Origin of the sequence: Streptococcus sp. 2021WUSS126, from assembly GCF_044427255.1 — a bacterium.
GTDB classification, from domain to species: Bacteria; Bacillota; Bacilli; order Lactobacillales; family Streptococcaceae; genus Streptococcus; species Streptococcus hashimotonensis.
On the sequence record NZ_JAOTGI010000027.1, the window covers coordinates 1 to 21,841 of the forward strand.

The window sequence follows — 21,841 nt, forward strand, 5'->3', positions numbered from 1 at the left end:
ATATCATAATAGTTAAAAAATTGGGTTAAAAACTTCCTTTTTGTGCGCCCTAAATACAAAAACTATTCCCGTCTTATCATCAACTGCTCGGACGGGAATAGTTTCTTTTATTGCTTAAATGCTTAACTTAATGACATTGGGCTTTTGGCCCAGCGGCTACTACTCAGAGTTCGTGTCAACATCTCAGCGCAGTGGTTGATTGGCAGATTTGTTCGTGTATTACACTCCAAATCTGACCTAATCAACTGTGCGGGGGTGAGAAGACGAACTCTTTTTTAGACCAGTCGAGTTCTTTCTCACTCCCTTTTTCTGAAAAAATTTTAAAAAAATGCAATTTTATATTGTGTTATTAAACTAATACTGATATAATAGAACTATAAAAAGAAACGGAGTTTTATTATGACAGAAGAAATATTAGCACAGGGAATTCTCATTGGCATTTGGGGTACAACACTACTATTTTCATTTATTTGGTATATTCTTGTTGCTATTTCCAACTACATCCTCTTCAAAAAAGCAGGCTACGCTGGTTGGAAATCATTGATTCCAATCTACAATCTCTATATCCAACAATGCATCGCCTTTGGCTATGAAAAAAGATGGTTCATTCTATTCTTACTGATTCCACTAGCAGGGCCATTATATGGCATCTATCTCGTTTACAATTTTGGTCGTAGCTTCGGTTTATCAGCTATACAAGCTATCTTCTACGTTCTTCTTACACCTATCTTTAACCTCTACATCGCCTTTAATGATGGAAGTCGTTACCAAGGTCCACAAGAATTCTTTATTGATTAATATACAATCAAGCCCCCGCACACGCGGAGGCTTTTTTAAACGAATAGAAAAATAAGAAGAACCATCATGACTAGGCTGACCAAAATAGATAAGGAGTTAACATTGGCAGGTTCAGCTGAGCGACTACCTAACTTTAATGCATATATTGGGGACATGACTGAAATCGGAGAGACTAGACAGACCAGCAACATGATTTTCATCGTTTTATCAATAGGTAGAAGAAAATAAATGACTCCTGCTATTAGAATATTCGCACCCAGTCTCAAAGAGAGAAGATAGGCCAATCGACTAATTTCTTTCCAATTCAATTTTAAATCAAGCAAGATTCCCAACATGAGCATGGCTAAAAAAGGATTGGCGTTACTGGCTATCGTCAGCGCAGAGATAAGTTCGCGTGGAAGTTTGATAGAACAGACTGCTAACGATAGGCTAACTAGATAGACTACTAATGGAACTGAGCGTGAAAGATTCTTTATAAAAGTTGCAACGGTCATTCTTTCCTGCTCTTCATCCACACCAGCTGCGATACTGTAATTCCCACCTAGAACCATGATTGCATTCCCCGCATCAAATACGATGACGCTTAGTAGACTAGAGAGCGGAAAAAAAGCTTGCACAAATGGGAGTGTAAAGGTTCCGATATTATAGCCTGATAACTGCATAAGACCGACGGAAGGCTGTTGACCAGACTTCTTTGCCTCCCAGTATCCCACCATATCCAAAAAAAGATTACAAAGAATCCCTAATATGAAGGGAACGTATAAATCTATAGATACTTGGGCTGTCGCTGAAGCTACAAGGAGAGAAGCTGGTAGCGTAATATTCATCACTAAGCAAGAAAAGATTGTCGCATCCTCCCTTCGAACAATCCCTTTGACTTTTAATGTATAACCTAAACCGATAACAAAGATAAAACCAAGAGCACGAGCTAATAATTCAAGTTCATTCATGAAACTAGTATAGCACATAGAAAAGAATTTTGATGATATATAAAAATTTTATATAATCGCTTGATTTTGCCAAACAATAGGTATATAATTTATATATAAAATAATTATACATAGCCTTTCAGTTTACTTTTAATACGAGGCAACTAGCTGTCGGCTGTACTAGCGTACGGCAAAGCAAGTTAACAAAGTAGTAAAAGATAAACTGGATGGCTATAAAGATAAAGAGGTGAGTTTATGTACTACCCCGTATCCTCTATCTTGATAGAATTTATGGTCTTAGCCATTGTAGAAAAGCAAGATTCCTATGGCTATGAAATCAGTCAGACCATCAAGATAGTTGCTGACATAAAGGAGTCCACGCTTTACCCTATCTTGAAAAAATTGGAAAAGGCTGGCTACGTCACCACCTATACCCAAGAATTTCAAGGGAGAAAGCGGAAATACTATACCATCACTCCTGCTGGACGTGAGCATATCCCCTTCCTGCAGGGTGAATGGAATAGCTACAAAGACCATATTGACGGAATTATAGAAGGGAGCTTACGAAAATGACACGCGCAGATTATTTGAACCAACTGGAACAAGCATTATTTCAACTTCATCCAAGTGCCAGACAGGAGGCTTTAGACTACTTCAATGAATATTTTGACGAAAAGGATAACGATGAGGAAGCTATTATAGAGCTAGGAACACCTGATGCAGCAGCAAAGGAAATCATTGCCAATCTACCTGAAGATGCCCTAATCACCGAGAAAGACCAAGCAAGTCCACATTCATCTAAACCATTTGATTTCAACTTTGATTTTGACTTTCAATTTGACTGGGAGAATTTTTTCAACAATTTCAAACATTCAGCCTATCAAGCTAGGGAAAGAATTGAATTGACGACGAAGATTGAAGAATTACCTGAGTTTTCAAATCTACAGATTGTTCTCGAAGACCAGGCTCTTAGTGTTCAAAGCTATGAAGGTGACAAGGTAGTATTGCACAATCCTATTTCAGACGATGGCAGCTACCAGGCTTTTGACTATCAACTGGTTCAGGATAGTTTGTACCTATCTAGCAAGCCACTCCCAGACCACCCCTACTTTTCCAACCAGCAAACCAGCTCTGCTATTCTCAAAATCCCTAAAAAACTACTGCCCCTTACCAATCTCAATCTGAAAACGACAGATAGTAGTCTGACGATGGCGGCTGTGCAGGCGAGCGAACAGCTAGTCATCAATGCAGATGATAGCAGCATCAGCATGACGAAAGTGAGCTGTCCAAGCTCTGCTCTACAGTTAGAAGACTCTACACTAACTATCTCAGATGGACAGCTGAGCGAGTTAAAATTGGAAGCCAGCGATGCTGTTATCACTCTCTCAAGCATGAGCCTTTCAGATGCAAGGATAACATTAGAAGACTGTGTCTGGAAGTTGAAGGAATTTGTCCTAGAAAAGAGCCTTAACTGCCAGGCTGAAGATTCTGTCCTAACCTTTAAACCAAATACGGACATCAGTTTGGACATCTGGGAGGAAGATTCTAGCCTTAAACTTCCAAAGGATATGGCATTTACAATGATGAAAGAGGGGGACATCACTCATCTCAGCTACAAGCAAGAAAATAGCCCTGATCAGCTAGCTATTCATTGTCAAGACTGCCAACTTACTGTAGGATAAAGGAGGTTTCTATGAATCGCAAGGAATATTTACAGAAACTTGAAAAACATCTCAAACACTTGCCAAAAGAAGATTTTCAAGATACCTTGGACTATTTCAATGAATTTTTCGATGAGAAAGAAAACGACGAAGAAGCTATTCAAGAATTAGGTAGTCCAAAAGAAGCCGCCCGTGAAATTCTAGCGACCCTCTATGAAAAAGAGCGGACGGAAGATAAGCCAAATACAAGCAATATGGTCTGGTTGACCATCCTCGCTATCCTTGCCGCACCAATCGGCGTCCCCCTAGCAATCACTTTGGTCGCCCTCTTCATCACCCTTCTCCTAATCATCTTTAGCCTCTTTCTGCTCCTTATCTCACTCTGGATTGTCCTCCTCAGCCTCGCAATCACCCAGATGCTCCTCGCCTTCGACCTCTTCACACTCTCATGGTCCTCCTCTCTCCTCTTCACAGGCCTCGCCTTTATCTGTTTGGCACTCACCCTCTTGGGTAGTAAATTCACTCTAGACCTTGGAAGCAAAACCTTCTTGCTTGTTTTACACTGGATACAAAGAACGATCCGCAAAGGAGGCTATCATGAAACAGCTTAAGCCATTTACGAAAATCAGTCTGAGCCTGCTAGGTCTTGGAGCCATTCTAAGCCTCATTGGCTACCTGGCTGGCGGTTGGACAAATATGAAACTTGTTGCAGAAAACTATTTTCAGCCCCAAACAGCCAGTTTTAGTAATATTAGGGCTATAGAAGTGAATGAAAAACTGTCCATTATGCCCTCGCCTGACAACCAATTCCACCTCCACTACTATCGAAATCAGCATAAAGACATCGACCACCTCAGTCACCAAGTCCAAGGTGGGAAATTAACTATTTCTAGTACCTATCAAGGCATCGTTACATATGATGGTTTACTCGAACCTATCTTAAATCTTGTCAATGACCAGAATATTGCCTACTACCAACCTGTCTTACAGGTCCCTAAAAATAGCACAATCGAATCACTCACAGGTAACCTTGAGGGAGATCTGTATCTGGATAAAGTGACCATTCAAAATCTTGATCTCACTATAGAAGATGGGGACATGTTGATTGAAAACAGTCACATCAGCCTGAGTCGTCTATTACACATCAATGGAGAAGTAGCAATCAATCATTCCACATTAACAAGTCCGAAAGACATTTCCGATACTGTCGGGAGTATTCTAACTGTTGAGGATGGGGATTTTAAAGCAGAAAATCTAAAACTAGAAGGAAGGCACGGCATCAGTAATTACGATGGCTCAATCGACATTTCTCTTCATTCACAAACCAAAACAGACATCTACATAGATGCCAGTCAAAATAATAGCGGAATTGACCTTCCAAACTATATTAATCCCAAAGCTACAAATTACCTCGATATCTCTACACTAGATGGGGAACTGAATATTCGGTAATTGCAAAAAGCCCTCCTGACGGAAGGCTTTTTAACTTATTTAAACAACAAAATGGAAATCAGTGCCAAGATGGCTGGTCCACCTTGGGTCAAGATAATTTTTGGACTAGATGTCACAGCTCCATAACCTGCTGCTCCAATAACGAACAAGACAAAAATAGTGGTAATTTCCAGGTTTCCTGTGAAAATTCCATATAAGAGGAAAGTAGCCAACAAACCATTGTAAATACCTTGGTTTTTGAAAAGTGTCGTCACAGACTTACGTTGCAATTCATCCTTTGCCATATTAAAGACACGACTAGTAGAATCTGAATGGGTCGCAAAGGTTTCCAAATACATGATATATAGGTGCTCAATAGCTACGATACTAGCTAGAATAGTGGTAAAAATAGACATAATGTCTCCTCTCAAAAAATTATATAGGTAGATTTTGCAAGCCAATCAACAGTTTATCAAGAGTGGCTAGGAATTGCTCACTCTCCTCAACAGTTAGAATCTGATTCATCGAAGCTTTAATAGCTAGGTGGTGAGCAGAAGGACTCGTGACTAGCGCTTCCCTAGCCTGCTCAGTTGGCCAGACAAGTACTTCTCTCTGATTGTCAGGATTTCGCTTGCGAATGATATAGCCGCTCTCTTCCAACAATTTGAGATGACGTGTAACCGCTGCGCGGTCTATCTGAAGCCTCTCCTGCAAAGCCAACTGATGCAGGGGTGCATCTTTTAATAATGCTTGCAATATTGAATAGCGTGTCAAACTGATTCCCAACTGCTTTTCAAAAAGATTGGAAATCGTCTCATCTGCCACTTTCAGTCTGTATAACAAATCTTCCATTTCTTGCATTATCTACCCCTTTTGATTGATTAATCAATCATTGATAAGTCAATTATACTACAATCCGAACAATTTTCAACTATTTTGCCTATCTATTAAAAAAATATGTTGTCTACACCTATATTTTGTTATAATTAAGAAAATAACTAGCAGAGGGATGGGACTTACTTATGGAAAACACTCCTAGACTAAACTTGGTCATAGATGTGCTCATGCTCGCTGGTGCCATTTTGGCACAAAGCGGTGCAGAAATTCACCGAGTTGAAGATACCATGATTCGGATTGCACATTCACAAGGAATTGAACAGGCCAATGTCCTTGCCATCCCTGCTGCTATCTTTTTCTCCATCGACCATACGAATATTTCGCGTATGAAACGCATCGTAAATTCAAATTACGACATGCAGAAAGTTTGTGACGTCAACCAAATCTCCCGTTCCCTAGCCAATAAAGAAATCAACCTAGAAGACGCTTGGATCCAATTAAATGCAATCAAACAACAAAAGCCACCTTATAACAATATCCAAATAACCTTAGCTGCCGTAGTAGCCGCACCATTTTTTACCATTATGTTCGGAGGTTCTCTTTTAGATGCAGCAGGTGCTGTCCTCGCAACGGCTTTGGCTTTCCCTATCTCATTGATTGTCGAGCGCTACGTTGGAATTGATTTTGTTACCACCTTCGTTGGCGCCTTTGTCTTCTCACTTACCTCCTACTTATTAAGCGCAACCACTACTCTCCCCATTAATCCCAACTTAATTAATGCAGGGGCAGTCATGCCTTTTGTACCAGGGATTGCTTTTACAAATGCTGTAAGAGACCTTATGACAAATCATATCAATACAGGGATGACCAAATTTTTCCAAACAGCGCTTATTATCTTATCGCTCGGTGCAGGTACAACTGTGGCCTTTATGCTTGTGAGGTAATCTATGACACCAGTTAACTTCTTATTACAGGCACTCGCCTCTTATATCGCTATCGCAGCCTTCTTAATTGTTCTCAATGTTCAAAGAAAAATGCTAGTCCCTGGTGGACTCCTAGGCATGCTAGTCTGGCTCATCTATCTTTCATTATTAGGACCAACTAATGTACTGATTGCAACCTTCCTTGCAGCAATTATCGGATCTTGCATTAGTCAAATCATGAGTATTTTGCTTAAAACACCATCTGTTATTTTTTCACTTGCTATCCTAGCACCGCTTGTTCCAGGCTATCGAGCCTACATGACCACGACTTATTTCGTTTCTGGTGACCACGCTCAAGCCCTAACCAATATCACTACCGTCTTAACTTTAGCCTTAGTCATTCCCATCGGTATGGCCAGCGGAACAATATTATTACGCCTTTATAAGGTTCTTCGAACAGGCAAAAAAACAGCCTAACCCCTTGAAAATAAGGGGCCTTTTTGTTAAAATGAAAACTTATCAAAGGAGATGCTATGAACCAAAACGTAACCAATTTAAAACTTGCTGAACGTGGTGCCTTGCTATCTATCGGTGCCTATATTATCTTATCAGGTATCAAACTCGTTGCAGGACAGCTCTTTCATTCAGATGCCTTACGAGCAGATGCCTTCAATAATATTTCTGATATTATCGGTAATATCGCTGTACTTATTGGACTAAAAATGGCACAGAAACCAGCTGATACCGATCATAAATTTGGACACTGGAAAATGGAAGATTTAGCAAGCTTGATTACATCCTTCATCATGTTTGTCGTTGGTTTCCAAGTACTCTATGATACCCTCCAAAAACTAATCAGCAATTCTTCTATCGAAGTAGACATTATGGGGGCCATTGTCGGAATTTTTTCTGCACTAGTTATGTTAGCTGTTTATTTATATAATAACCGCTTGGCAAAAAAAGTACGTTCCAAGGCCTTAGAAGCAGCTGCCAAGGATAATCTATCCGATGCAGTCACTTCCATAGGAACTTCTATCGCAATCTTTGCTGCAGCTTTCAACTTCCCTATTGTCGATAAAATTGCAGCCATCATCATTACCTTCTTTATCCTAAAAACAGCCTACGATATTTTTATGGAAAGCTTCTTTACCCTATCTGATGGATTTGATGAAAATTTATTGAAAAAGTACGAGGAAGATATTCTCAAACTCCCAAAAATCGTTTCTGTCAAATCACAACGTGGTCGGACTTATGGAGCCAATATCTATCTTGATGTTGTTTTAGAAATGAATCCAGACTTATCCGTTTATGAAAGTCATGAAGTGACTGAGCAGGTTGAGCAACTCCTAACACTCAAACATGGAGTTTTTGATGTGGATATTCACGTAGAACCATCTGAAATTCCACACGATGAGATGTATGAGCATGTGTACGATAAACTCTTCCGTTTTGAAACAGAGATACAAGCGCATGCTAATGGGTATGAAGAATTGATTGACGACCAGTATCTCTTAATTGATGCCAAAGGCCGCTACCGAAATAAAACTCAGATGCTTGCCGACCACCCCATCCAAACGACGTATTTATCCAATTACCAAATGACCTCCATTAGCCAAAATTCAAAATTAGTTACGTTTGAAATTGGTGATTATGTTCATACATCACTTTGGCGCCGTCATGAAAATTGGACTGTTATTTTCCATCAAATTTCAAAGAAGCAAGCCTCTCAGAACGAAGCTACTGAAAAAATCTCTGATTTGCATAATCCATAATAAAAAATAGGAATTTTCCCTATAAATTATAGGGAAAATTCCTACTTTTTTAACCTTCCTTTTGAGCTATTATAGTCTTTTATACTCAATTTGTAGTTATTTAGTTTTTATTTAGTATATGATAAAAGCTAAATAACTATAGAAGATTAGAGCTTACTGTTTTTGGATTTCATTGATTATTATATTATAAAGAAAAAGCCTCTACCCGAATAAATATTGGAGTAGAGGTTTTAACTGAATGATATTGCCCATTGGCAGGGCTTTTATTTGTTTGTTAATCAATCCTAATATAGCAAAGGCGCCAACAGTAAAATCACAAGTAAGGCTAACAAATGCCCAACTGTCACTAGGATAAACGAATACTTGAGGCCACGTTTCATACTTAATTTCGAAAGATTGTGGAAGGTAATCATCACACCAGACTGAGGCATAACTGTCAAAATAGCCGATGCAACAACTACTACACGATGCAGCAACTCCGGATTAATCCCCATTTCCAAATAGGCAGGAAGGAAATTACTTGAAGCAATACCTATCGCACCAGAAGATGAACCGATAATGCCACTAATCAATGCTGTCGAAACAGATAAACTGATTAGAGGTGATCCTGGTATTTGTTGAATCCATTCTTGAATGACTGCAAAACCTGCTGACAAGGTTAACACCGTCCCAAATGCTACGGTACTAGAAGTTGCAAAAGCAGGCACTATAGATGCTGTTGTTGCAGCATTCAAAATTTCTTTTTGATTTGGCAGATATGGATAAAAAATCAAGGCTGATAGAAGGATAGAGACCAACAAGCCAATTGCCAGGACATTTGGAGTTTTACTCATTAGGAAAATCATCCCAATAAGACTGAATAGAGGCAAGACTGATAAAAATAGATTTGGTGTCTTATCAGCTACCACTACTGCAGTTTCATCCTCTTCTTCCGTATACGTCTCTCCATTTGCTAGACTCTTCTTGAGGCAGTAGGCCATGTAGAGCAAGCCAAATACTAATAGCGTCAAGCTGGCTGCCAAACTGATAACGGGGGCCGCGGTCAAGCTAGTTCCCAAAACTTTTGTCGGAATGACATTCTGGATGGAAGGTGCCCCAGGAAGAGTTGTCATCGTATAAGTACCTGCTCCCAAAAAGACAGGAATCGGAAAAAGTGCCCAGTTGATATTCAACTCTTTAAAGAGGGGGCGTGAAAGGGGAAGCAAGGTAAAAATGACTACAAAAATACTTACACCACCATAGGTCAGAATGGAAGCAATCAAAGTGATCGCTAACAAGCCCTTATAGGGACTATCTTTTCCCATTACTTTCAAAATGCTATTGGCAATCGTCTGCGTAGCTCCACTTGCCTCCATATAACGTGCCAAGATAGACCCCAACATAAAGATGGCAAAATTATTAATCAAAAAACCTGCTAAGCCCGCCATATAAGACTGCTCTTTGCCCAACATAACTTCCAAAACATTCATCTGATTGGTCAGAATGATGATTAAACTAGCGAGTGGTGCAGCAATGATCACATGTAAATTTTTTGATGTCCAATAAATAATGGCTACAATAGCCAATAAAACTCCTAAAGTTGCTAAAATTGTCATAAAACTCCTTTATCTATTCTATCCTCTAATAAACCTAGTATCAGAGGCAACTATTTGAAAATTTTTATATCTTTTGGTTCCCCTAGTTCCGCAAGTAAGTCCGATACCACTTTTTTCAAAATTGGGTGACGGTAATCAGAAGCAATCTCAGCAAGAGGTTTGAGAACAAATGCTCTTTCATGGGCGTAGGGATGGGGAACAATCAGATTCTCTTCTTGAATATTCTCCTCATCCCAAAAAATAATATCCAAATCAATGGTGCGTTGTCCCCATTTTTCAATCCGTACTCGGTCCAACTCTTGTTCGATGTTCTGGCAAACGCTTAGAAAATCCTGAGCAGACAAATCAGTATACACTTGACAGGCTAGATTGAGGAAATCAGCCTGATCTGTCTTGCCCCAAGCTGGAGTTTCATAAATGTTGGAAACTAAGCCAAGCTGGCAACCTGGATGACTGGCTAATTTGTCTAGGGCTGCCTGTAAATAGGCTTGCCGATTGCCCATGTTCCCTCCGATACTGAGATAGGCTAGATGCTTCATGGTCGTTCACGCTCCAATTCAATTCCGACAGAATCATAGTGTCCAGCAATGGGCGGATTTTCCTTGTAAATGGCCAAGCGAATCTTCTCCACCTTTGGAAATTGATCAAAAATCTCCTGACAAATAACACCTGCTACCTTTTCTATAAGGATGTAGGGCTTGCCTTCCACAACTGCTTTAATGGTATCAAAGACCATACCGTAGTGAACTGTGTCTTCTAAATTGTCAGTTTGTGAAGCTGCTGTCAGGTCAACAAACAAATCACAGTCAACTGTGAAAATTTGACCAAGAACTTGTTCTTCTTTGAAGGCACCATGGTAGCCGTAAAAGCGACATTTATTAAGAGAAATCTTATCCATGTTGACCTCCAGAAGTCAATTGGTCCCAAACTTTAACGATGTCACGGTTGGCAGCGACATTGTGAACACGGACCATTTTACAGCCTTTTTGGACTGCCCAGGCAGACAAGGCTGCCGTTGCTTGATCGCGGTCAGTCGGTAAGCTATTTCCACCAAGCAGAAAATCTACCACGCGCTTACGAGATATTCCAAATAGAACGGGATAACCAAGGGCAGTAATCTGTTCCAGACCTTGCAAGAGGTCCAGATTATGTTGGACATTTTTTGAAAAACCAAATCCTGGGTCTAACCAAATCTGGTCTGCGGAAACACCAGCATCAAGTGCTGCTTGGGCACGCTCGGCTAGAAAGTTTTTGACTTCTCCAACAACATCCGCATAGCTTTCTTCTTTCTGGTTGTGCATGAGAATAATTGGTACCTTGTACTCCGCAGCCAGGGCTAACATATCTCCATCATAAAGTCCTGCCCAGACATCATTTAAAATATCTGCTCCTGCTTCCAAGGCTGCACGGGCTGTGCCTGTTTTATAGGTATCGATGCTGACTAGACAGTCATAGTTTTCTTTGATAGCGCGGATAATCGGAACCACGCGAGCAATCTCGTCTTCTTCAGACACAAATGTTGCACCTGGACGAGTGGACTCACCACCGACATCGATGACAGTCGCGCCGTCTGCTAATAATTTTTCAACCTGAACTAAGGCTGCTTCTACCTCATTATAGTGACCACCATCTGAAAATGAATCTGGCGTCACATTGAGAATCCCCATAATGGTTACTTGATTCGCTAACTGTTCGATTGACATAGAACCTCCTATTTATTGTGAATCATGGACAAGAGTTCACGGCGCAAGATGGCATCTTCCTTGTATTTGCCAAGGGCAACGGTGGTCACTGTCTTACTACCTGGCTTGCGAATACCACGCATACTCATGCACATATGCTCTGCTTCGACCATGACAAAAACGCCTTCTGGTTCAAGGGCATCTTGAAGTGCATGAGCCACTTGATGAGTTAAGCGCTCCTGCAATTGAGGACGACGGCTCGCCACCTCCACTGCACGCGCCAATTTACTCAGACCTGTCACACGCCCCTTACTCGGAATATAGGCTACATGTGCAATACCATAAAATGGGACAAGATGGTGTTCACACATAGAATGAAAAGGAATATCCTTTACCAAAACAACCTCTTCATGTCCCTCTGAAAAGACAGCTGTAAATTGGTCTTTGGGATCCTCTTCTAGGCCGTTAAACATTTCTAAATACATCTTAGCAACCCGTTTAGGCGTATCTAATAAACCTTCACGATTCGGGTCCTCACCCAATAATTCCAATAATTGATAAATTGTTTGTTCGATTTGTTCTTGTTTTGACATAGTGCATCCTAAATAGTTTGATGTTCTTATTATACCTCAAAAACTGTTTTCAGAAAAGGGCTTTCAGTATTCTAATCCCAAAACTGTCCCCTACCAGAGCACCAAGCAGGTGTCCCTACTACCACCTTTGTGGTATAATAGGATAAATCAACTACAAGGAGCCTTTATGACCAAGAAACCCGTCCAACTCGCTACGATTTGCTACATTGATAATGGTAAGGAATTTCTTCTCCTTCATCGAAACAAGAAAGAAAACGATGTCCATCAAGGAAAATGGATTGGAGTTGGTGGTAAACTAGAACCTGGCGAAACACCACAGGCTTGTGCCATTCGAGAAGTCTTTGAGGAAACTGGGCTCACTGTAACAAAGCATGCTCTAAAAGGAGTGATAACCTTCCCAGACTTTACTCCAAACACAGACTGGTACACCTATGTCTTTAAGATAACTGGTTTTGAAGGAAGTTTGATCGATTGCAACGAAGGCGATTTAGAATGGGTTCCTTATGACCAAGTGCTCTCCAAACCAACTTGGGAAGGCGATCGCCATTTTCAAGCATGGCTATTAGAGAACAAACCCTTCTTTTCCGCTTGCTTCCGCTATGACGGGGATAGCTTGCTGGATTACAGCGTTGATTTTTATGAGGAGTAATTCTATAAATAGAAAAAGCCTTGGTTTTCAAGGCTTATTTTCGTTATAAGAATTTTTTCTTAGGCATTTGCTTGTTCAATACGACATCCAAGGGACCAGCTGACAATACTGTATCTACCAAACGTTTATCTGTAATTTTTTTATCGAGGAGAACTTGATATTCTAAGATCAGCGCTTCTTTTTTCTTTTTGTACTTGAGGGAAATTAAGTCGGCTTGCTTGCAAGATTTACCAAATTGATTTTCAAAAAATTGATCATAGTTAAAATTCATTGGCACTGTCACCAAGAGATGACGACGATTTTGATTGACTTGAGCAAAGCTGATGTTCTCAAAAATCAAGATACAAGCAGATAGGACGACCGTCATAAAGACAGCCAAACCTAGGAAGCCCATTCCTGTCGCTAGACCGATAGCCATCGCTAAGAGGACTGCAAGCATTTCCTTCGAAGAACCTGCTGCTGAGCGGAATTTAATTAGACTGAAAGTCCCTGCTACCGCAACACCCGCTCCCAAGTTACCATTAACTAATGCAATGATAACAGCAATTAGAGTTGGCATTAGGCTTAATGTGATGACGAATTCCTTTGTATAATTAGATTTATATTTGTAAACAGCCGCCAAGAGTACCCCCATGGATAGACTGACTCCGAATACCAGGACCATCTGGACTAGGGTGATACTACTATTGGCTGTTGAAAAGATACTATTAAACAGCTGCATGATGAATGACTTCCTCTTCTACGATGTCGTGGGCTAGCTTATAGGCGTTGCCATATTTTGAAAATGATTGTTTTTCGATCTGGTATTTTTCAAGCAAGGCTACTAACCATTCTGGTCGCTCTTCTGGAACTTTTACTTCCATGATTACTTTGGTTGGATCTAATAGGTTCTTACCAAATTTACCTTCCATTGCATCCACATCGTAGTCTCGATACAGTAAGTTCTTATCGATTGTGAGACGAACTTTTTTGTCTTCGATTCCTTTATAGGATACGCGATCGTAGTAGATATACATCTTCGGCTTAATAGTCCCGTAGCGTTCTCTCAACATTTCGAGTTCTGAGGTTACCTTATCATCCTTGATTGTAGAATCAATCACTCCATTTTCGATATAATTTGTTACAGAAACAGGGTTTGAAGTTAAACGGTATTTATAGCCAATTTTATTTTCTTTTTTCTTGATTTCAAGAAAGGCTTGACTCGATTCAGATGGTGTCGCATCATAGACACGCATACGAATTTTCTCACGTCCATTCTTTTTGGCAAGTGAATCTTGAATCATATCAAAATCTTCATTATCAAAGTAGATATTGGTAATCGTTGATGTCGCAAATTCATCTACCATCATGTACTGACGAAGTTCCTTTTCTAAAAGTTCAAAAGTTTTTTTATCAACGATATATTTAGTCTCTTTACGCTTAAACTGCTTTTGTACGATTCTTGTTTTTATTATTGTGCCTCTTCTATCCTAAACTTTGACAGGTCCCTGTCTTGTTTACAAGATATAGTTTACCGACCAAGCTTTAAACGAAACTGAAAGTAATGTTAAACAAAACTTAAACTGCAATAAAGTTGAAATTCTTTTGTCACATTCCAAACTATGCTACAATAGTCCTATCAATAGTAAGGCAAGGAGAACCCCATGTACGAATTTGTCCTAGAATACGGCTCTTTCCCCGTAAAACTCATCGACGGTTTTGTCAACAATCGCTCAGAAATCCCTGATTTTCTCAAAGAAGACGAAGAAATGATTGCCCGATTGAATGAGATGAACGAACTCTTCCACCAACTTTTCTTAACCATCGAATGCAAGTTTGACTACATCGGCAAGCAATTCCCTGACAAGATTGAACAACTACGAGCACTCTATCATCCCCTGGCAGACGATTTACTAGCCAAGTATGGCAACCAGATAGAGTTGAAGATTGAACCCTTTATTTTGTAAGACAAAAGAGATGACCTCAATCATCTCTCTTTTCTTCTATTCTGTATTCCAAACCATACTGATCACGCGATAAGTAGCCATAATCCACCAAGTAGCGTCTCAATATAGCATAGTCATCATAAAACTCAGCTAGAAAAGCATTAACCTCTTTTTCAATGAATGTTGAGCCTTTCTTAGCTAATTCTTCTTGTAAATAGGCAAACAAGACCAGCTTACTTTTCAGCTTTTTCGGAATGACAAGCAACTTCCCATCTCGGAAAAATTTTTCTTGAATATCGTGAGCCTTCATATCTCCCTCCCAAAAATCCCAGTCCACAGGCTAGGATTTAGTAGTATAGTCTTTCAGTTTGCTTTTAGTACTAGGCAACGAGCTGCAGACAGTACTGAAGTACGGCAAAGCGAGTTAACGAAGTAATAAAAGATAAAATGAAAGACTAAAAATTAACGAATCTCAGCACCAAGCTCCACCAAAGCCTTACTGATTTTCTCCATGTACTTAGCCACTTCCTCATCCGTCAGGCTATCCGCAGGATTTTGGAAGGTCAGGTTATAAGCCATAGACTTCTTACCAGCCTCAATATTGCTACCCGCGTAAACGTCAAAGAGGGTCACCTTAGTCAAGCGTTTGACACCAGCACCGGCAATAGCATCCAGGACATCCTGATGCTTGACATCACTGCTCAAAAGTAGGGCAATATCACGGCTAACCGCTGGGAATTTGGAGATTTCCGTAAATGGCTGAGCAGGCTGGAGGGCTTCTTCAATCGCATCCAGATTGATTTCAGCCACGTAAGTCTCAGGAATACCGTAATCCTTAGCCGTTTGAGGGTGTACCTGACCGACAAAGCCGATTACCGCCCCATTCAAATGAATTTCAGCTGTCCGACCTGGGTGCAGGGTAGCAATCTCACTGGTCGCCACAAAGTCAACTGCTAACTTGTAGTGACCAAAGATAGCTTCCAAAATACCTTTGGCATGGAAGAAATCAACTGGTACAGCAGGTGTCTGGAAGTCTTTCTCAGCTACCAAGCCAGTCAAGACAAGGGCGAACTTGTTGATTTCTTGTGGCAGGTCTTCTTTTGGATTGCCAGACTGTTCAAAGATTTTACCGATTTCGTAGAGGGCCAAGTTCTTGTTCTTACGAGCCACGTTGTAGGCAACTGTGTCAAGCATACCAGACACCATGTTCTGACGAAGGGCAGAGCGGTCAACAGTCATCGGCCACATGAGTTCGGTGACTGTGGTAGGACGAGCCGCAAACTCCACTGCCTTTTCAGGTGTTGTCAGGGCATAGGAAATGATTTCTGTCAGTCCTGCACCTTCTGCCAGGCTACGCACTTGGCGACGGATGTTCTGGGTCAGGGTCAACTCACCTGCTGTTCCATCCTCCTTGGGAAGAGTGGTCGGCAGATTATTATAGCCATAAATACGTGCGATTTCCTCTACCAAGTCCGCTGGGATGCGAATGTCCCAACGACGACGCGGTACTGCTACTGTAAACTGACTTGCATCGCCAGTTGTTTCCATACCTAAACGACGGAAAATGTCTGCGATTTGGGCATAGTCCAGATTGGTCCCGAGCGAGCGGTTAACGTAATCAATGGTCGCTGTGACTGGGACATCCGAAGTGTCCACGCTACCCTCAGAAACGATACCAGACAAGACCTGACCGCCAGCCAGTTCTGCAATCATAGCAGCTGCTGTGTCCATAGCCTCCGTCAAGGTTGCCACGTTGATGCCTTTTTCAAAGCGAGAAGAGGACTCTGAGCGAAGGTTGAGGCGACCTGAGGTCTTGCGGATAGACTTGCCGTCAAAAAGGGCAGCTTCCAGCACAACCGTCTTAGAGTTGTTGTCAATCTCTGTGTTGGCACCACCCATGACACCACCAAGGGCAACTGCCTTGTCCGCAACGGAAATGACGATGTCATCAGTAATCAAGTCACGCTCTTCGCCGTCAAGAGTTACCAAGTTCTCACCCTCTTTTGCCTGGCGAGCCACGATTTTCTTACCGTCAAACTTGTCAAAGTCAAAGGCGTGCATTGGCTGACCGAAGTAGAGCAAGATGTAGTTGGTGATGTCCACCACATTGTTGAGCGGGCGGATACCTGCGTTCATGAGTAGGTTTTGCAACCACTGTGGGCTCGGTGCGATAGTCACATTTTCAATGACACGAGCCGTGTAGGCAGCCACCTTGTCTGACTCAATGGCCACTTCAATCACATCGCTGGCCTTCTTGTCGCTTTCCTCCAAGGCTACAGGCTTGAAGTTGACCTTGCTGTCATAGATAGCAGCCACTTCGTGAGCCACACCACGCATGGAGAGGGCATCGGCACGGTTTGGCGTGATAGACAGCTCGATAATCTCGTCGTCGAGGTCAAGGTATGAAAAGACTGGCTCACCTACGACTGCATCTTCAGGCAGGTGGTAGATTCCATCCGCATAGACTTTTGGCACCACAGAGTCGGACACGCCGATTTCGCTCAATGAGCAGAGCATACCCAAGGACTCAACTCCGCGGATTTTGCCTTTCTTGATCTTGTAGTTGCCAGCGATACGAGCTCCTGGCAGAGCGACGATCACCTTGATGCCTGGCTTGACATTTGGAGCACCGCAAACGATTTGCGTAACTTCCTCACCGACATTGACCTGGCAAATGTTGAGATGGGTATCTGGAATTGGCTCAGCAGACACAACCTGACCCACAACCAACTTAGACAGGCCAGCACTCTTTTGCTCAACCCCTTCTACCTCAATCCCTGTAGTTGACATTTTTTCAGACAAGTCATGGCTTGTCGCATCAAAGTCAACGAGTTCTTTTAACCATTTGTAACTTACTAACATATTATCCTTTCTGGTGCAAAGGCCGTTTTAGTAGCCAATCCACATCTATCTTATCACCGACCGCAAATTCATGCTGGTCAAATTTTTCAAAACCGTATTTGGAATAGAATTTCTGAGCCTTGTAATTATGTTCCCACACTCCCAGCCAGACCCAATCACAGCTTGACTGCTCTGCTTTTTCCAAAGCAAACTCAAACAAGACCTTCCCAAGACCACGACCCTGAAAAGCTTGCAAGAGATAGATACGCTGGATTTCAAAGGCGTTTTCCAGCTCCTGCTCCGTCTGGGCAGGACCCTGGTTGAGCTTGAGATAACCAGCTATCTGATGATCAACTCTTAGAAAATAGTGCTGGCAGTTGGGATCAGATAACTCACGCGTCAAGACTTCCAGCGAATAAGCTTCCTCGAAGAATGCCTCCAGTTCATTTGGATCATTATCGTGAGCAAAGGTTTCGGCAAAAGTCTGCTTAGCAAGGTCTTGTAGAATAGAAACTTCTTCTAATTGTATTGGGTCAATCTGCATCTCTTGTCTTTCTTTTCTAACTGGGCTAGGAAAGTCGCTTAATACGATTTCCGTCTACTATTCAGTGTTACGACGGTTTCTGGTTGAAAACGATACTTTTTCAACTCTAAACCTAGTGATGTGAGTAGGAAGACCGCTATAGCGGCTACCGCTTCTCTCAATCTACTAACTTTATCGGATTACGACGGTATTTCAAGCAAAACGATATTTTTTGCTTGAAATCCTAGTAAGGTAGCTAGGGAAGTCGCAGAATAGCGATTCCCCTTCACTTACTCGTCCGTGGTTACGACGCTCTAAGGTTGAAAACGACATTTTTTCAACCTTAGAGCTAGTGAGACGATTAGACAGTTCGCCATAGCGACTGTCGTCTCATAAATAGGTGCCTTAGCACCATTTATGAGTATCGGATTAAAATTGCTCCGAGAATCGTACATCGCCTTGATAGAATCCACGAATATCGTTGATACCGTAACGGAGCATGGCAATGCGTTCCTGACCGAGACCAAAGGCAAAGCCAGAGTACTTGGTTGAGTCAATCCCACTCATTTCCAATACTTGTGGGTGGACCATACCGGCACCGAGGATTTCAATCCAACCTGTTTTCTTACATACGTTACAGCCGTCACCACCACACTTGAAGCAGGAAACATCCACCTCAACAGATGGCTCAGTGAATGGGAAGTATGATGGACGGAGACGAATTTGACGCTCTTCACCAAACATTTTCTTTATGATCATTTCAAGCGTACCTTTGAGATCACCCATGGATACATTTTCACCGACAACCAAGCCTTCAATCTGGTGGAACTGGTGGCTGTGGGTCGCATCATCCGTATCCCGACGGAAAACACGACCTGGTGAAATCATCTTCAAGGCACCTTTTGAGAAATCATGCTGGTCCATGGTCCGTGCCTGAACAGGCGACGTATGGGTCCGCATAAGGATTTCTTCTGTGATGTAGAAGGTATCCTGCATATCACGTGCGGGGTGGTCTTTTGGCAAATTCATGCGCTCAAAGTTGTAGTAATCTTTTTCCACTTCAAATCCGTCAACGATTTGGAAGCCCATGCCCAAGAAAATATCTTCGATTTCTTCAGAGGTCTGGGTCAAAACATGGCGTTTTCCGACCTTAACCTGACGACCTGGCAAGGTCACATCAATGGTTTCTGAAGCTAATTGCTGCTGAATTTTTGCGGCTGCAACCTTTTGAGCGGTTTCTTCAAAAGCAGCTGTCAGCACATCACGTACTTCATTGACCTGCTTACCAACGATTGGTTTCATTTCGTTAGATAGGTCTTTCAAGCCTTTCAACAAGTCAGTCAAGGACCCTTTTTTACCCAAAACCGCAACACGCAGGTCTTGTAGTTCTTTTTCTCCTTGGTGCTGGATTTCTTTTAACTTTTCAAGTGTAGTTTGGCTTAATTCAGCCAACTGTTGTTCAATGTTTGACATAATTCCTCCAATAAAAAAACGCATGACACCACTCGTATCGGAGCGTTGTCACGCGGTACCATCCGTTTTCATCTGCTAGGCAGACCTTGTTTCTATGAACCTTCATTCACAAGTGAAGTACTGAAATGTGAATACAGGTTCTAAGTCCTTGTGTGAGTGAATTCGACCAACTTTCACTGATTGAGCTTACAGTCACGGCTCAACTCCCTGGACAGTTTCCATAGGTGTACTAGTCTCACAGACTTCTATTCAATTAAGAATATTCTATCAAAAATAAGAAAGTTTGGCAAGAAATCTTCCCATAAAAACTCCCTCTATCTAGTATAGAAAGGAGTTTACATTTAGAATATGTATTCACAAGCGAAGTACTTTTAAAAGAGAACTAGTTTTTCGCTCATCAAGGTAGTTTTTTGAAGGAATTCTGACTGTATTTTGAAAAAAACTAGCTTCAGATGGAAGTGCTGAACTGTTGATACAGGTTCTTATAGTTTTGCCTGCCATTTATTGGCCCAAACATTTTCATTTGGCACACCATAGAATGCATCTTTCCCTTCTAATTTATCAAGGAGGGATTCAATCGTGTTTTTATTATGATGGTAGGCATTGATAGCAGTTTTGACCATGGTAACATCGTGAAGGTGAGTTGTATAGTTTAGTGAAACGAAAATGGTTGGAACTTCATGTACATACCAAGGAACTTCATTGGACATGGCTGTTTTCCACTGGATGCGGTAATTATTCTGCGCTCCATATCCAATAACATTGGCAACAGTCAAGGCTAGATCAACTTCTTCTCGGTATTGCAACGTTTTTCCTTTGATTCGAGTCGTACCATCATTGACGGTCACTTCATAACCACGCGCCTCTAGGGCAGCTTTAAGGTTATCAACGACTTCTGTACTTGCCGCCATAATCCCTTCTTTTTCACCTTCTAGGTAATACAAACGGATTCTGCGATGGGTTTCTGGACTGATTGGAAGATTTTTCTGTGTATCTTTCAACAGCGTAATTGCTTTGTCTGCTGCTTCACGTTGCCAAGCCAAGTGTTCTTCACAGCCGATAATAGCCAATTCATCAGCTGATTTTAGTAAGGTTCCTTCTGCTTGCTTGATATGCAGATTGAGTTTGGCTTTCAGACCTAAAATGCGACGGAGAGCATCATGAAGTCTTTCCTCAGTAATCACTCCCTTGCGGTAGCCACTGAGCATAAATTCAAAATCTTCTTCTAAATTATTGAAGAATAAGAACATATCGCAACCCGCTGCAATGGCTGCTGGGACATAATCTTCACGACGCATCGCTGCTGTCATCCCCAACATGTGGCTGGCATCTGTTATGACCAAGCCATTGAATTCCAGTTTTTCTTTCAATAAATCTTGAATCAATTCGGGAGCCAGCGTTGCAGGCAAAATATCTTCGTCCTTCAAACTTGGGTTCAATGTTTGTTGATAGTAGGGCAAGGCTATATGACCCGCCATAATCATCTCAACTCCAGCTTCAATATGATGACGATAGACACGACCAAAACTCTTGTCCCATTCTTCTGGAGAGAGCTCATTGACACCAAGGACTAGGTGCTGATCACGTTCTTCTGTACCATCTCCTGGGAAATGCTTGATGCATTGAATAACATCTCTTTCAGCAGTCAATCCTTCTAAATAGGCACTGGTATAGGCAATAACATCATCAGAATTTGTACCATAGGCTCTGGTATTGACGATAGTATTGCGCCAGTTCTGAACAATGTCCACGCAAGGGTCAAAATTGACATTTACACCTAATGCAGTCTCCTCGCGCGCAGATACGAGACCTGCTAGGTAGGGGATACGAGGATCCCGACTGGCTTCCGATTGAGCGCCTGAGGAAATATAGGTTCCTCCTTTCACAGCTCCATCTCCACCTGAGTCGCAGTTCGCTGCAACCAAGAGAGGTACTTTTGAATAGCTTTGCAACTCGTTAATCAGTCCTTGTACCTGTTCTGGACTACCATTCATATAGCGGGCGCCACCTATGTGGTATCGATTCATCAATTCCTGATTACTCAAATTATTTCCGCTAAAAGCATCTCCTCCGAAGAAGAATAGATTGACAAACAATTGACCGATTTTTTCTTCATCAGTCAGATGAGCCAAGGTAGTTTCCACCCAAGCAATCTGCTCTTCATCCAAACAATAGGGTTTCTTCCGCAAATCAACCAATCTAGGCATTA

25 protein-coding genes are annotated in these 21,841 nt (G+C 41.7%); 10 read left to right on the forward strand and 15 right to left on the reverse strand.

From position 1 onward, the window contains the following. Positions 1-399 precede the first annotated feature (399 nt). Complete coding sequence (locus tag ODU39_RS09030) at positions 400-798, forward strand: DUF5684 domain-containing protein (RefSeq protein ID WP_105248810.1); 399 nt, start codon at positions 400-402, stop codon at positions 796-798. Positions 799-833: 35 nt separating this feature from the next. Here ODU39_RS09030 and ODU39_RS09035 read toward each other — a convergent pair whose 3' ends face one another. After that, a complete protein-coding gene (locus tag ODU39_RS09035) occupies positions 834-1,748 on the reverse strand; it encodes an AEC family transporter (RefSeq protein ID WP_398580280.1) in 915 nt (304 codons plus the stop codon). A gap of 234 nt (positions 1,749-1,982) precedes the next feature. Here ODU39_RS09035 and ODU39_RS09040 point away from each other — a divergent pair, with 234 nt between their 5' ends. From ODU39_RS09040 to ODU39_RS09055, 4 genes are read left to right on the forward strand one after another with little or no spacing between them, the layout of a single operon-like run. Continuing rightward, positions 1,983-2,300: a PadR family transcriptional regulator gene (locus ODU39_RS09040; RefSeq protein ID WP_014637836.1), complete on the forward strand. Its 318-nt coding sequence runs from the start codon at positions 1,983-1,985 to the stop codon at positions 2,298-2,300. Then, positions 2,297-3,409: a DUF4097 family beta strand repeat-containing protein gene (locus ODU39_RS09045; protein ID WP_398580281.1), complete on the forward strand. Its 1,113-nt coding sequence runs from the start codon at positions 2,297-2,299 to the stop codon at positions 3,407-3,409. The genes ODU39_RS09040 and ODU39_RS09045 overlap by 4 nt, the downstream gene beginning before the upstream one ends. An 11-nt stretch (positions 3,410-3,420) precedes the next feature. After that, a complete protein-coding gene (locus ODU39_RS09050; RefSeq protein WP_105256893.1) occupies positions 3,421-3,999 on the forward strand; it encodes a DUF1700 domain-containing protein in 579 nt (192 codons plus the stop codon). After that, on the forward strand, positions 3,986-4,840 hold the full coding sequence (locus tag ODU39_RS09055; RefSeq protein ID WP_398580282.1) for a DUF4097 family beta strand repeat-containing protein: 855 nt from the start codon (positions 3,986-3,988) through the stop codon (positions 4,838-4,840). Before ODU39_RS09050 ends, ODU39_RS09055 begins: the two co-directional genes overlap by 14 nt. A 35-nt stretch (positions 4,841-4,875) precedes the next feature. Here the strand turns inward: ODU39_RS09055 and ODU39_RS09060 are convergent, their stop codons facing one another. Together ODU39_RS09060 and ODU39_RS09065 are read right to left on the reverse strand one after the other, a co-directional pair. Continuing rightward, on the reverse strand, positions 4,876-5,235 hold the full coding sequence (locus tag ODU39_RS09060) for a DUF1304 domain-containing protein (protein ID WP_105256895.1): 360 nt from the start codon (positions 5,233-5,235) through the stop codon (positions 4,876-4,878). 19 nt (positions 5,236-5,254) lie between these two features. Next, positions 5,255-5,680: a MarR family winged helix-turn-helix transcriptional regulator gene (locus tag ODU39_RS09065; protein WP_024406937.1), complete on the reverse strand. Its 426-nt coding sequence runs from the start codon at positions 5,678-5,680 to the stop codon at positions 5,255-5,257. Between the two features lie 161 nt (positions 5,681-5,841). Here ODU39_RS09065 and ODU39_RS09070 point away from each other — a divergent pair, with 161 nt between their 5' ends. Genes ODU39_RS09070 through ODU39_RS09080 form a run of 3 tightly spaced genes read left to right on the forward strand, consistent with a single transcriptional unit; the run spans position 5,842 to position 8,351 of the window. After that, complete coding sequence (locus tag ODU39_RS09070) at positions 5,842-6,600, forward strand: threonine/serine exporter family protein (protein ID WP_105256896.1); 759 nt, start codon at positions 5,842-5,844, stop codon at positions 6,598-6,600. 3 nt (positions 6,601-6,603) lie between these two features. Continuing rightward, entirely contained in the window at positions 6,604-7,056 is a 453-nt protein-coding gene (locus tag ODU39_RS09075) for a threonine/serine exporter family protein (protein ID WP_024400719.1), read from the forward strand. A 56-nt stretch (positions 7,057-7,112) separates the two neighbouring features. Continuing rightward, positions 7,113-8,351, forward strand: coding sequence for a cation diffusion facilitator family transporter (locus ODU39_RS09080; protein ID WP_264490779.1), 1,239 nt, complete (start codon positions 7,113-7,115; stop codon positions 8,349-8,351). Positions 8,352-8,635: 284 nt separating this feature from the next. Here the strand turns inward: ODU39_RS09080 and ODU39_RS09085 are convergent, their stop codons facing one another. Genes ODU39_RS09085 through folE form a run of 5 tightly spaced genes read right to left on the reverse strand, consistent with a single transcriptional unit; the run spans position 8,636 to position 12,221 of the window. Then, the gene (locus ODU39_RS09085; RefSeq protein WP_398580283.1) at positions 8,636-9,946 is read right to left on the reverse strand and encodes a GntP family permease; all 1,311 of its coding nucleotides are present in this window, start codon (positions 9,944-9,946) and stop codon (positions 8,636-8,638) included. A 50-nt stretch (positions 9,947-9,996) separates the two neighbouring features. After that, complete coding sequence (gene folK, locus ODU39_RS09090; protein ID WP_398580284.1) at positions 9,997-10,485, reverse strand: 2-amino-4-hydroxy-6-hydroxymethyldihydropteridine diphosphokinase; 489 nt, start codon at positions 10,483-10,485, stop codon at positions 9,997-9,999. Further along, positions 10,482-10,844, reverse strand: coding sequence for a dihydroneopterin aldolase (folB, locus tag ODU39_RS09095; RefSeq protein WP_024400723.1), 363 nt, complete (start codon positions 10,842-10,844; stop codon positions 10,482-10,484). The genes folK and folB overlap by 4 nt, the downstream gene beginning before the upstream one ends. Beyond that, positions 10,837-11,649 carry a dihydropteroate synthase gene (gene folP, locus ODU39_RS09100; protein ID WP_398580285.1) on the reverse strand — a complete coding sequence of 271 codons (813 nt, stop codon included), beginning with the start codon at positions 11,647-11,649 and terminating at the stop codon, positions 10,837-10,839. The genes folB and folP overlap by 8 nt, the downstream gene beginning before the upstream one ends. A gap of 8 nt (positions 11,650-11,657) precedes the next feature. After that, positions 11,658-12,221 (reverse strand): GTP cyclohydrolase I FolE, encoded by a 564-nt coding sequence (gene folE / locus ODU39_RS09105; RefSeq protein ID WP_002938082.1) that lies wholly within the window; start codon positions 12,219-12,221, stop codon positions 11,658-11,660. A gap of 166 nt (positions 12,222-12,387) precedes the next feature. Here folE and ODU39_RS09110 point away from each other — a divergent pair, with 166 nt between their 5' ends. After that, on the forward strand, positions 12,388-12,870 hold the full coding sequence (locus tag ODU39_RS09110) for an 8-oxo-dGTP diphosphatase (protein WP_024400725.1): 483 nt from the start codon (positions 12,388-12,390) through the stop codon (positions 12,868-12,870). Positions 12,871-12,913: 43 nt separating this feature from the next. On the opposite strand, the gene ODU39_RS09115 is transcribed toward ODU39_RS09110, so the two are convergent. Beyond that, positions 12,914-13,591: a DUF4956 domain-containing protein gene (locus tag ODU39_RS09115; protein WP_398580286.1), complete on the reverse strand. Its 678-nt coding sequence runs from the start codon at positions 13,589-13,591 to the stop codon at positions 12,914-12,916. Then, complete coding sequence (locus tag ODU39_RS09120) at positions 13,578-14,321, reverse strand: polyphosphate polymerase domain-containing protein (protein WP_398580293.1); 744 nt, start codon at positions 14,319-14,321, stop codon at positions 13,578-13,580. Before ODU39_RS09120 ends, ODU39_RS09115 begins: the two co-directional genes overlap by 14 nt. A 192-nt stretch (positions 14,322-14,513) precedes the next feature. Between ODU39_RS09120 and ODU39_RS09125 the strand changes: the two genes are divergently transcribed. After that, complete coding sequence (locus ODU39_RS09125; protein WP_024384807.1) at positions 14,514-14,816, forward strand: hypothetical protein; 303 nt, start codon at positions 14,514-14,516, stop codon at positions 14,814-14,816. Between the two features lie 16 nt (positions 14,817-14,832). Here the strand turns inward: ODU39_RS09125 and ODU39_RS09130 are convergent, their stop codons facing one another. The 5 genes from ODU39_RS09130 to ODU39_RS09150 form a co-directional block, all read right to left on the reverse strand. After that, positions 14,833-15,105, reverse strand: a complete 273-nt coding sequence (locus tag ODU39_RS09130) for a DUF2087 domain-containing protein (RefSeq protein WP_398580287.1) — start codon at positions 15,103-15,105, stop codon at positions 14,833-14,835. A gap of 152 nt (positions 15,106-15,257) precedes the next feature. Beyond that, entirely contained in the window at positions 15,258-17,657 is a 2,400-nt protein-coding gene (gene pheT / locus ODU39_RS09135; protein ID WP_398580288.1) for a phenylalanine--tRNA ligase subunit beta, read from the reverse strand. A 1-nt stretch (position 17,658) separates the two neighbouring features. After that, positions 17,659-18,180 (reverse strand): GNAT family N-acetyltransferase, encoded by a 522-nt coding sequence (locus ODU39_RS09140; protein ID WP_105256610.1) that lies wholly within the window; start codon positions 18,178-18,180, stop codon positions 17,659-17,661. Between the two features lie 408 nt (positions 18,181-18,588). Beyond that, complete coding sequence (pheS, locus tag ODU39_RS09145) at positions 18,589-19,632, reverse strand: phenylalanine--tRNA ligase subunit alpha (protein WP_024403151.1); 1,044 nt, start codon at positions 19,630-19,632, stop codon at positions 18,589-18,591. A 482-nt stretch (positions 19,633-20,114) separates the two neighbouring features. Next, positions 20,115-21,839, reverse strand: a complete 1,725-nt coding sequence (locus ODU39_RS09150) for a glycoside hydrolase family 3 protein (protein ID WP_105140228.1) — start codon at positions 21,837-21,839, stop codon at positions 20,115-20,117. Between the last annotated feature and the right edge of the window lie 2 nt (positions 21,840-21,841).

What these genes read in the sequence shown, in the direction of transcription:
- folP (WP_398580285.1), bottom strand. Translation starts at nt 11,649, where the DNA reads ATGTCAATCGAACAGTTAGCGAATCAAGTAACCATTATGGGGATTCTC.
- folK (WP_398580284.1), bottom strand. Translation starts at nt 10,485, where the DNA reads ATGAAGCATCTAGCCTATCTCAGTATCGGAGGGAACATGGGCAATCGG.
- folE (WP_002938082.1), bottom strand. Translation starts at nt 12,221, where the DNA reads ATGTCAAAACAAGAACAAATCGAACAAACAATTTATCAATTATTGGAA.
- ODU39_RS09065 (WP_024406937.1), bottom strand. Translation starts at nt 5,680, where the DNA reads ATGCAAGAAATGGAAGATTTGTTATACAGACTGAAAGTGGCAGATGAG.
- ODU39_RS09115 (WP_398580286.1), bottom strand. Translation starts at nt 13,591, where the DNA reads ATGCAGCTGTTTAATAGTATCTTTTCAACAGCCAATAGTAGTATCACC.
- ODU39_RS09085 (WP_398580283.1), bottom strand. Translation starts at nt 9,946, where the DNA reads ATGACAATTTTAGCAACTTTAGGAGTTTTATTGGCTATTGTAGCCATT.
- ODU39_RS09070 (WP_105256896.1), top strand. Translation starts at nt 5,842, where the DNA reads ATGGAAAACACTCCTAGACTAAACTTGGTCATAGATGTGCTCATGCTC.
- ODU39_RS09110 (WP_024400725.1), top strand. Translation starts at nt 12,388, where the DNA reads ATGACCAAGAAACCCGTCCAACTCGCTACGATTTGCTACATTGATAAT.
- ODU39_RS09080 (WP_264490779.1), top strand. Translation starts at nt 7,113, where the DNA reads ATGAACCAAAACGTAACCAATTTAAAACTTGCTGAACGTGGTGCCTTG.
- folB (WP_024400723.1), bottom strand. Translation starts at nt 10,844, where the DNA reads ATGGATAAGATTTCTCTTAATAAATGTCGCTTTTACGGCTACCATGGT.
- ODU39_RS09045 (WP_398580281.1), top strand. Translation starts at nt 2,297, where the DNA reads ATGACACGCGCAGATTATTTGAACCAACTGGAACAAGCATTATTTCAA.
- ODU39_RS09030 (WP_105248810.1), top strand. Translation starts at nt 400, where the DNA reads ATGACAGAAGAAATATTAGCACAGGGAATTCTCATTGGCATTTGGGGT.
- pheT (WP_398580288.1), bottom strand. Translation starts at nt 17,657, where the DNA reads ATGTTAGTAAGTTACAAATGGTTAAAAGAACTCGTTGACTTTGATGCG.
- ODU39_RS09130 (WP_398580287.1), bottom strand. Translation starts at nt 15,105, where the DNA reads ATGAAGGCTCACGATATTCAAGAAAAATTTTTCCGAGATGGGAAGTTG.
- ODU39_RS09055 (WP_398580282.1), top strand. Translation starts at nt 3,986, where the DNA reads ATGAAACAGCTTAAGCCATTTACGAAAATCAGTCTGAGCCTGCTAGGT.
- ODU39_RS09050 (WP_105256893.1), top strand. Translation starts at nt 3,421, where the DNA reads ATGAATCGCAAGGAATATTTACAGAAACTTGAAAAACATCTCAAACAC.
- ODU39_RS09140 (WP_105256610.1), bottom strand. Translation starts at nt 18,180, where the DNA reads ATGCAGATTGACCCAATACAATTAGAAGAAGTTTCTATTCTACAAGAC.
- ODU39_RS09150 (WP_105140228.1), bottom strand. Translation starts at nt 21,839, where the DNA reads ATGCCTAGATTGGTTGATTTGCGGAAGAAACCCTATTGTTTGGATGAA.
- ODU39_RS09040 (WP_014637836.1), top strand. Translation starts at nt 1,983, where the DNA reads ATGTACTACCCCGTATCCTCTATCTTGATAGAATTTATGGTCTTAGCC.
- ODU39_RS09075 (WP_024400719.1), top strand. Translation starts at nt 6,604, where the DNA reads ATGACACCAGTTAACTTCTTATTACAGGCACTCGCCTCTTATATCGCT.
- pheS (WP_024403151.1), bottom strand. Translation starts at nt 19,632, where the DNA reads ATGTCAAACATTGAACAACAGTTGGCTGAATTAAGCCAAACTACACTT.
- ODU39_RS09125 (WP_024384807.1), top strand. Translation starts at nt 14,514, where the DNA reads ATGTACGAATTTGTCCTAGAATACGGCTCTTTCCCCGTAAAACTCATC.
- ODU39_RS09060 (WP_105256895.1), bottom strand. Translation starts at nt 5,235, where the DNA reads ATGTCTATTTTTACCACTATTCTAGCTAGTATCGTAGCTATTGAGCAC.
- ODU39_RS09035 (WP_398580280.1), bottom strand. Translation starts at nt 1,748, where the DNA reads ATGAATGAACTTGAATTATTAGCTCGTGCTCTTGGTTTTATCTTTGTT.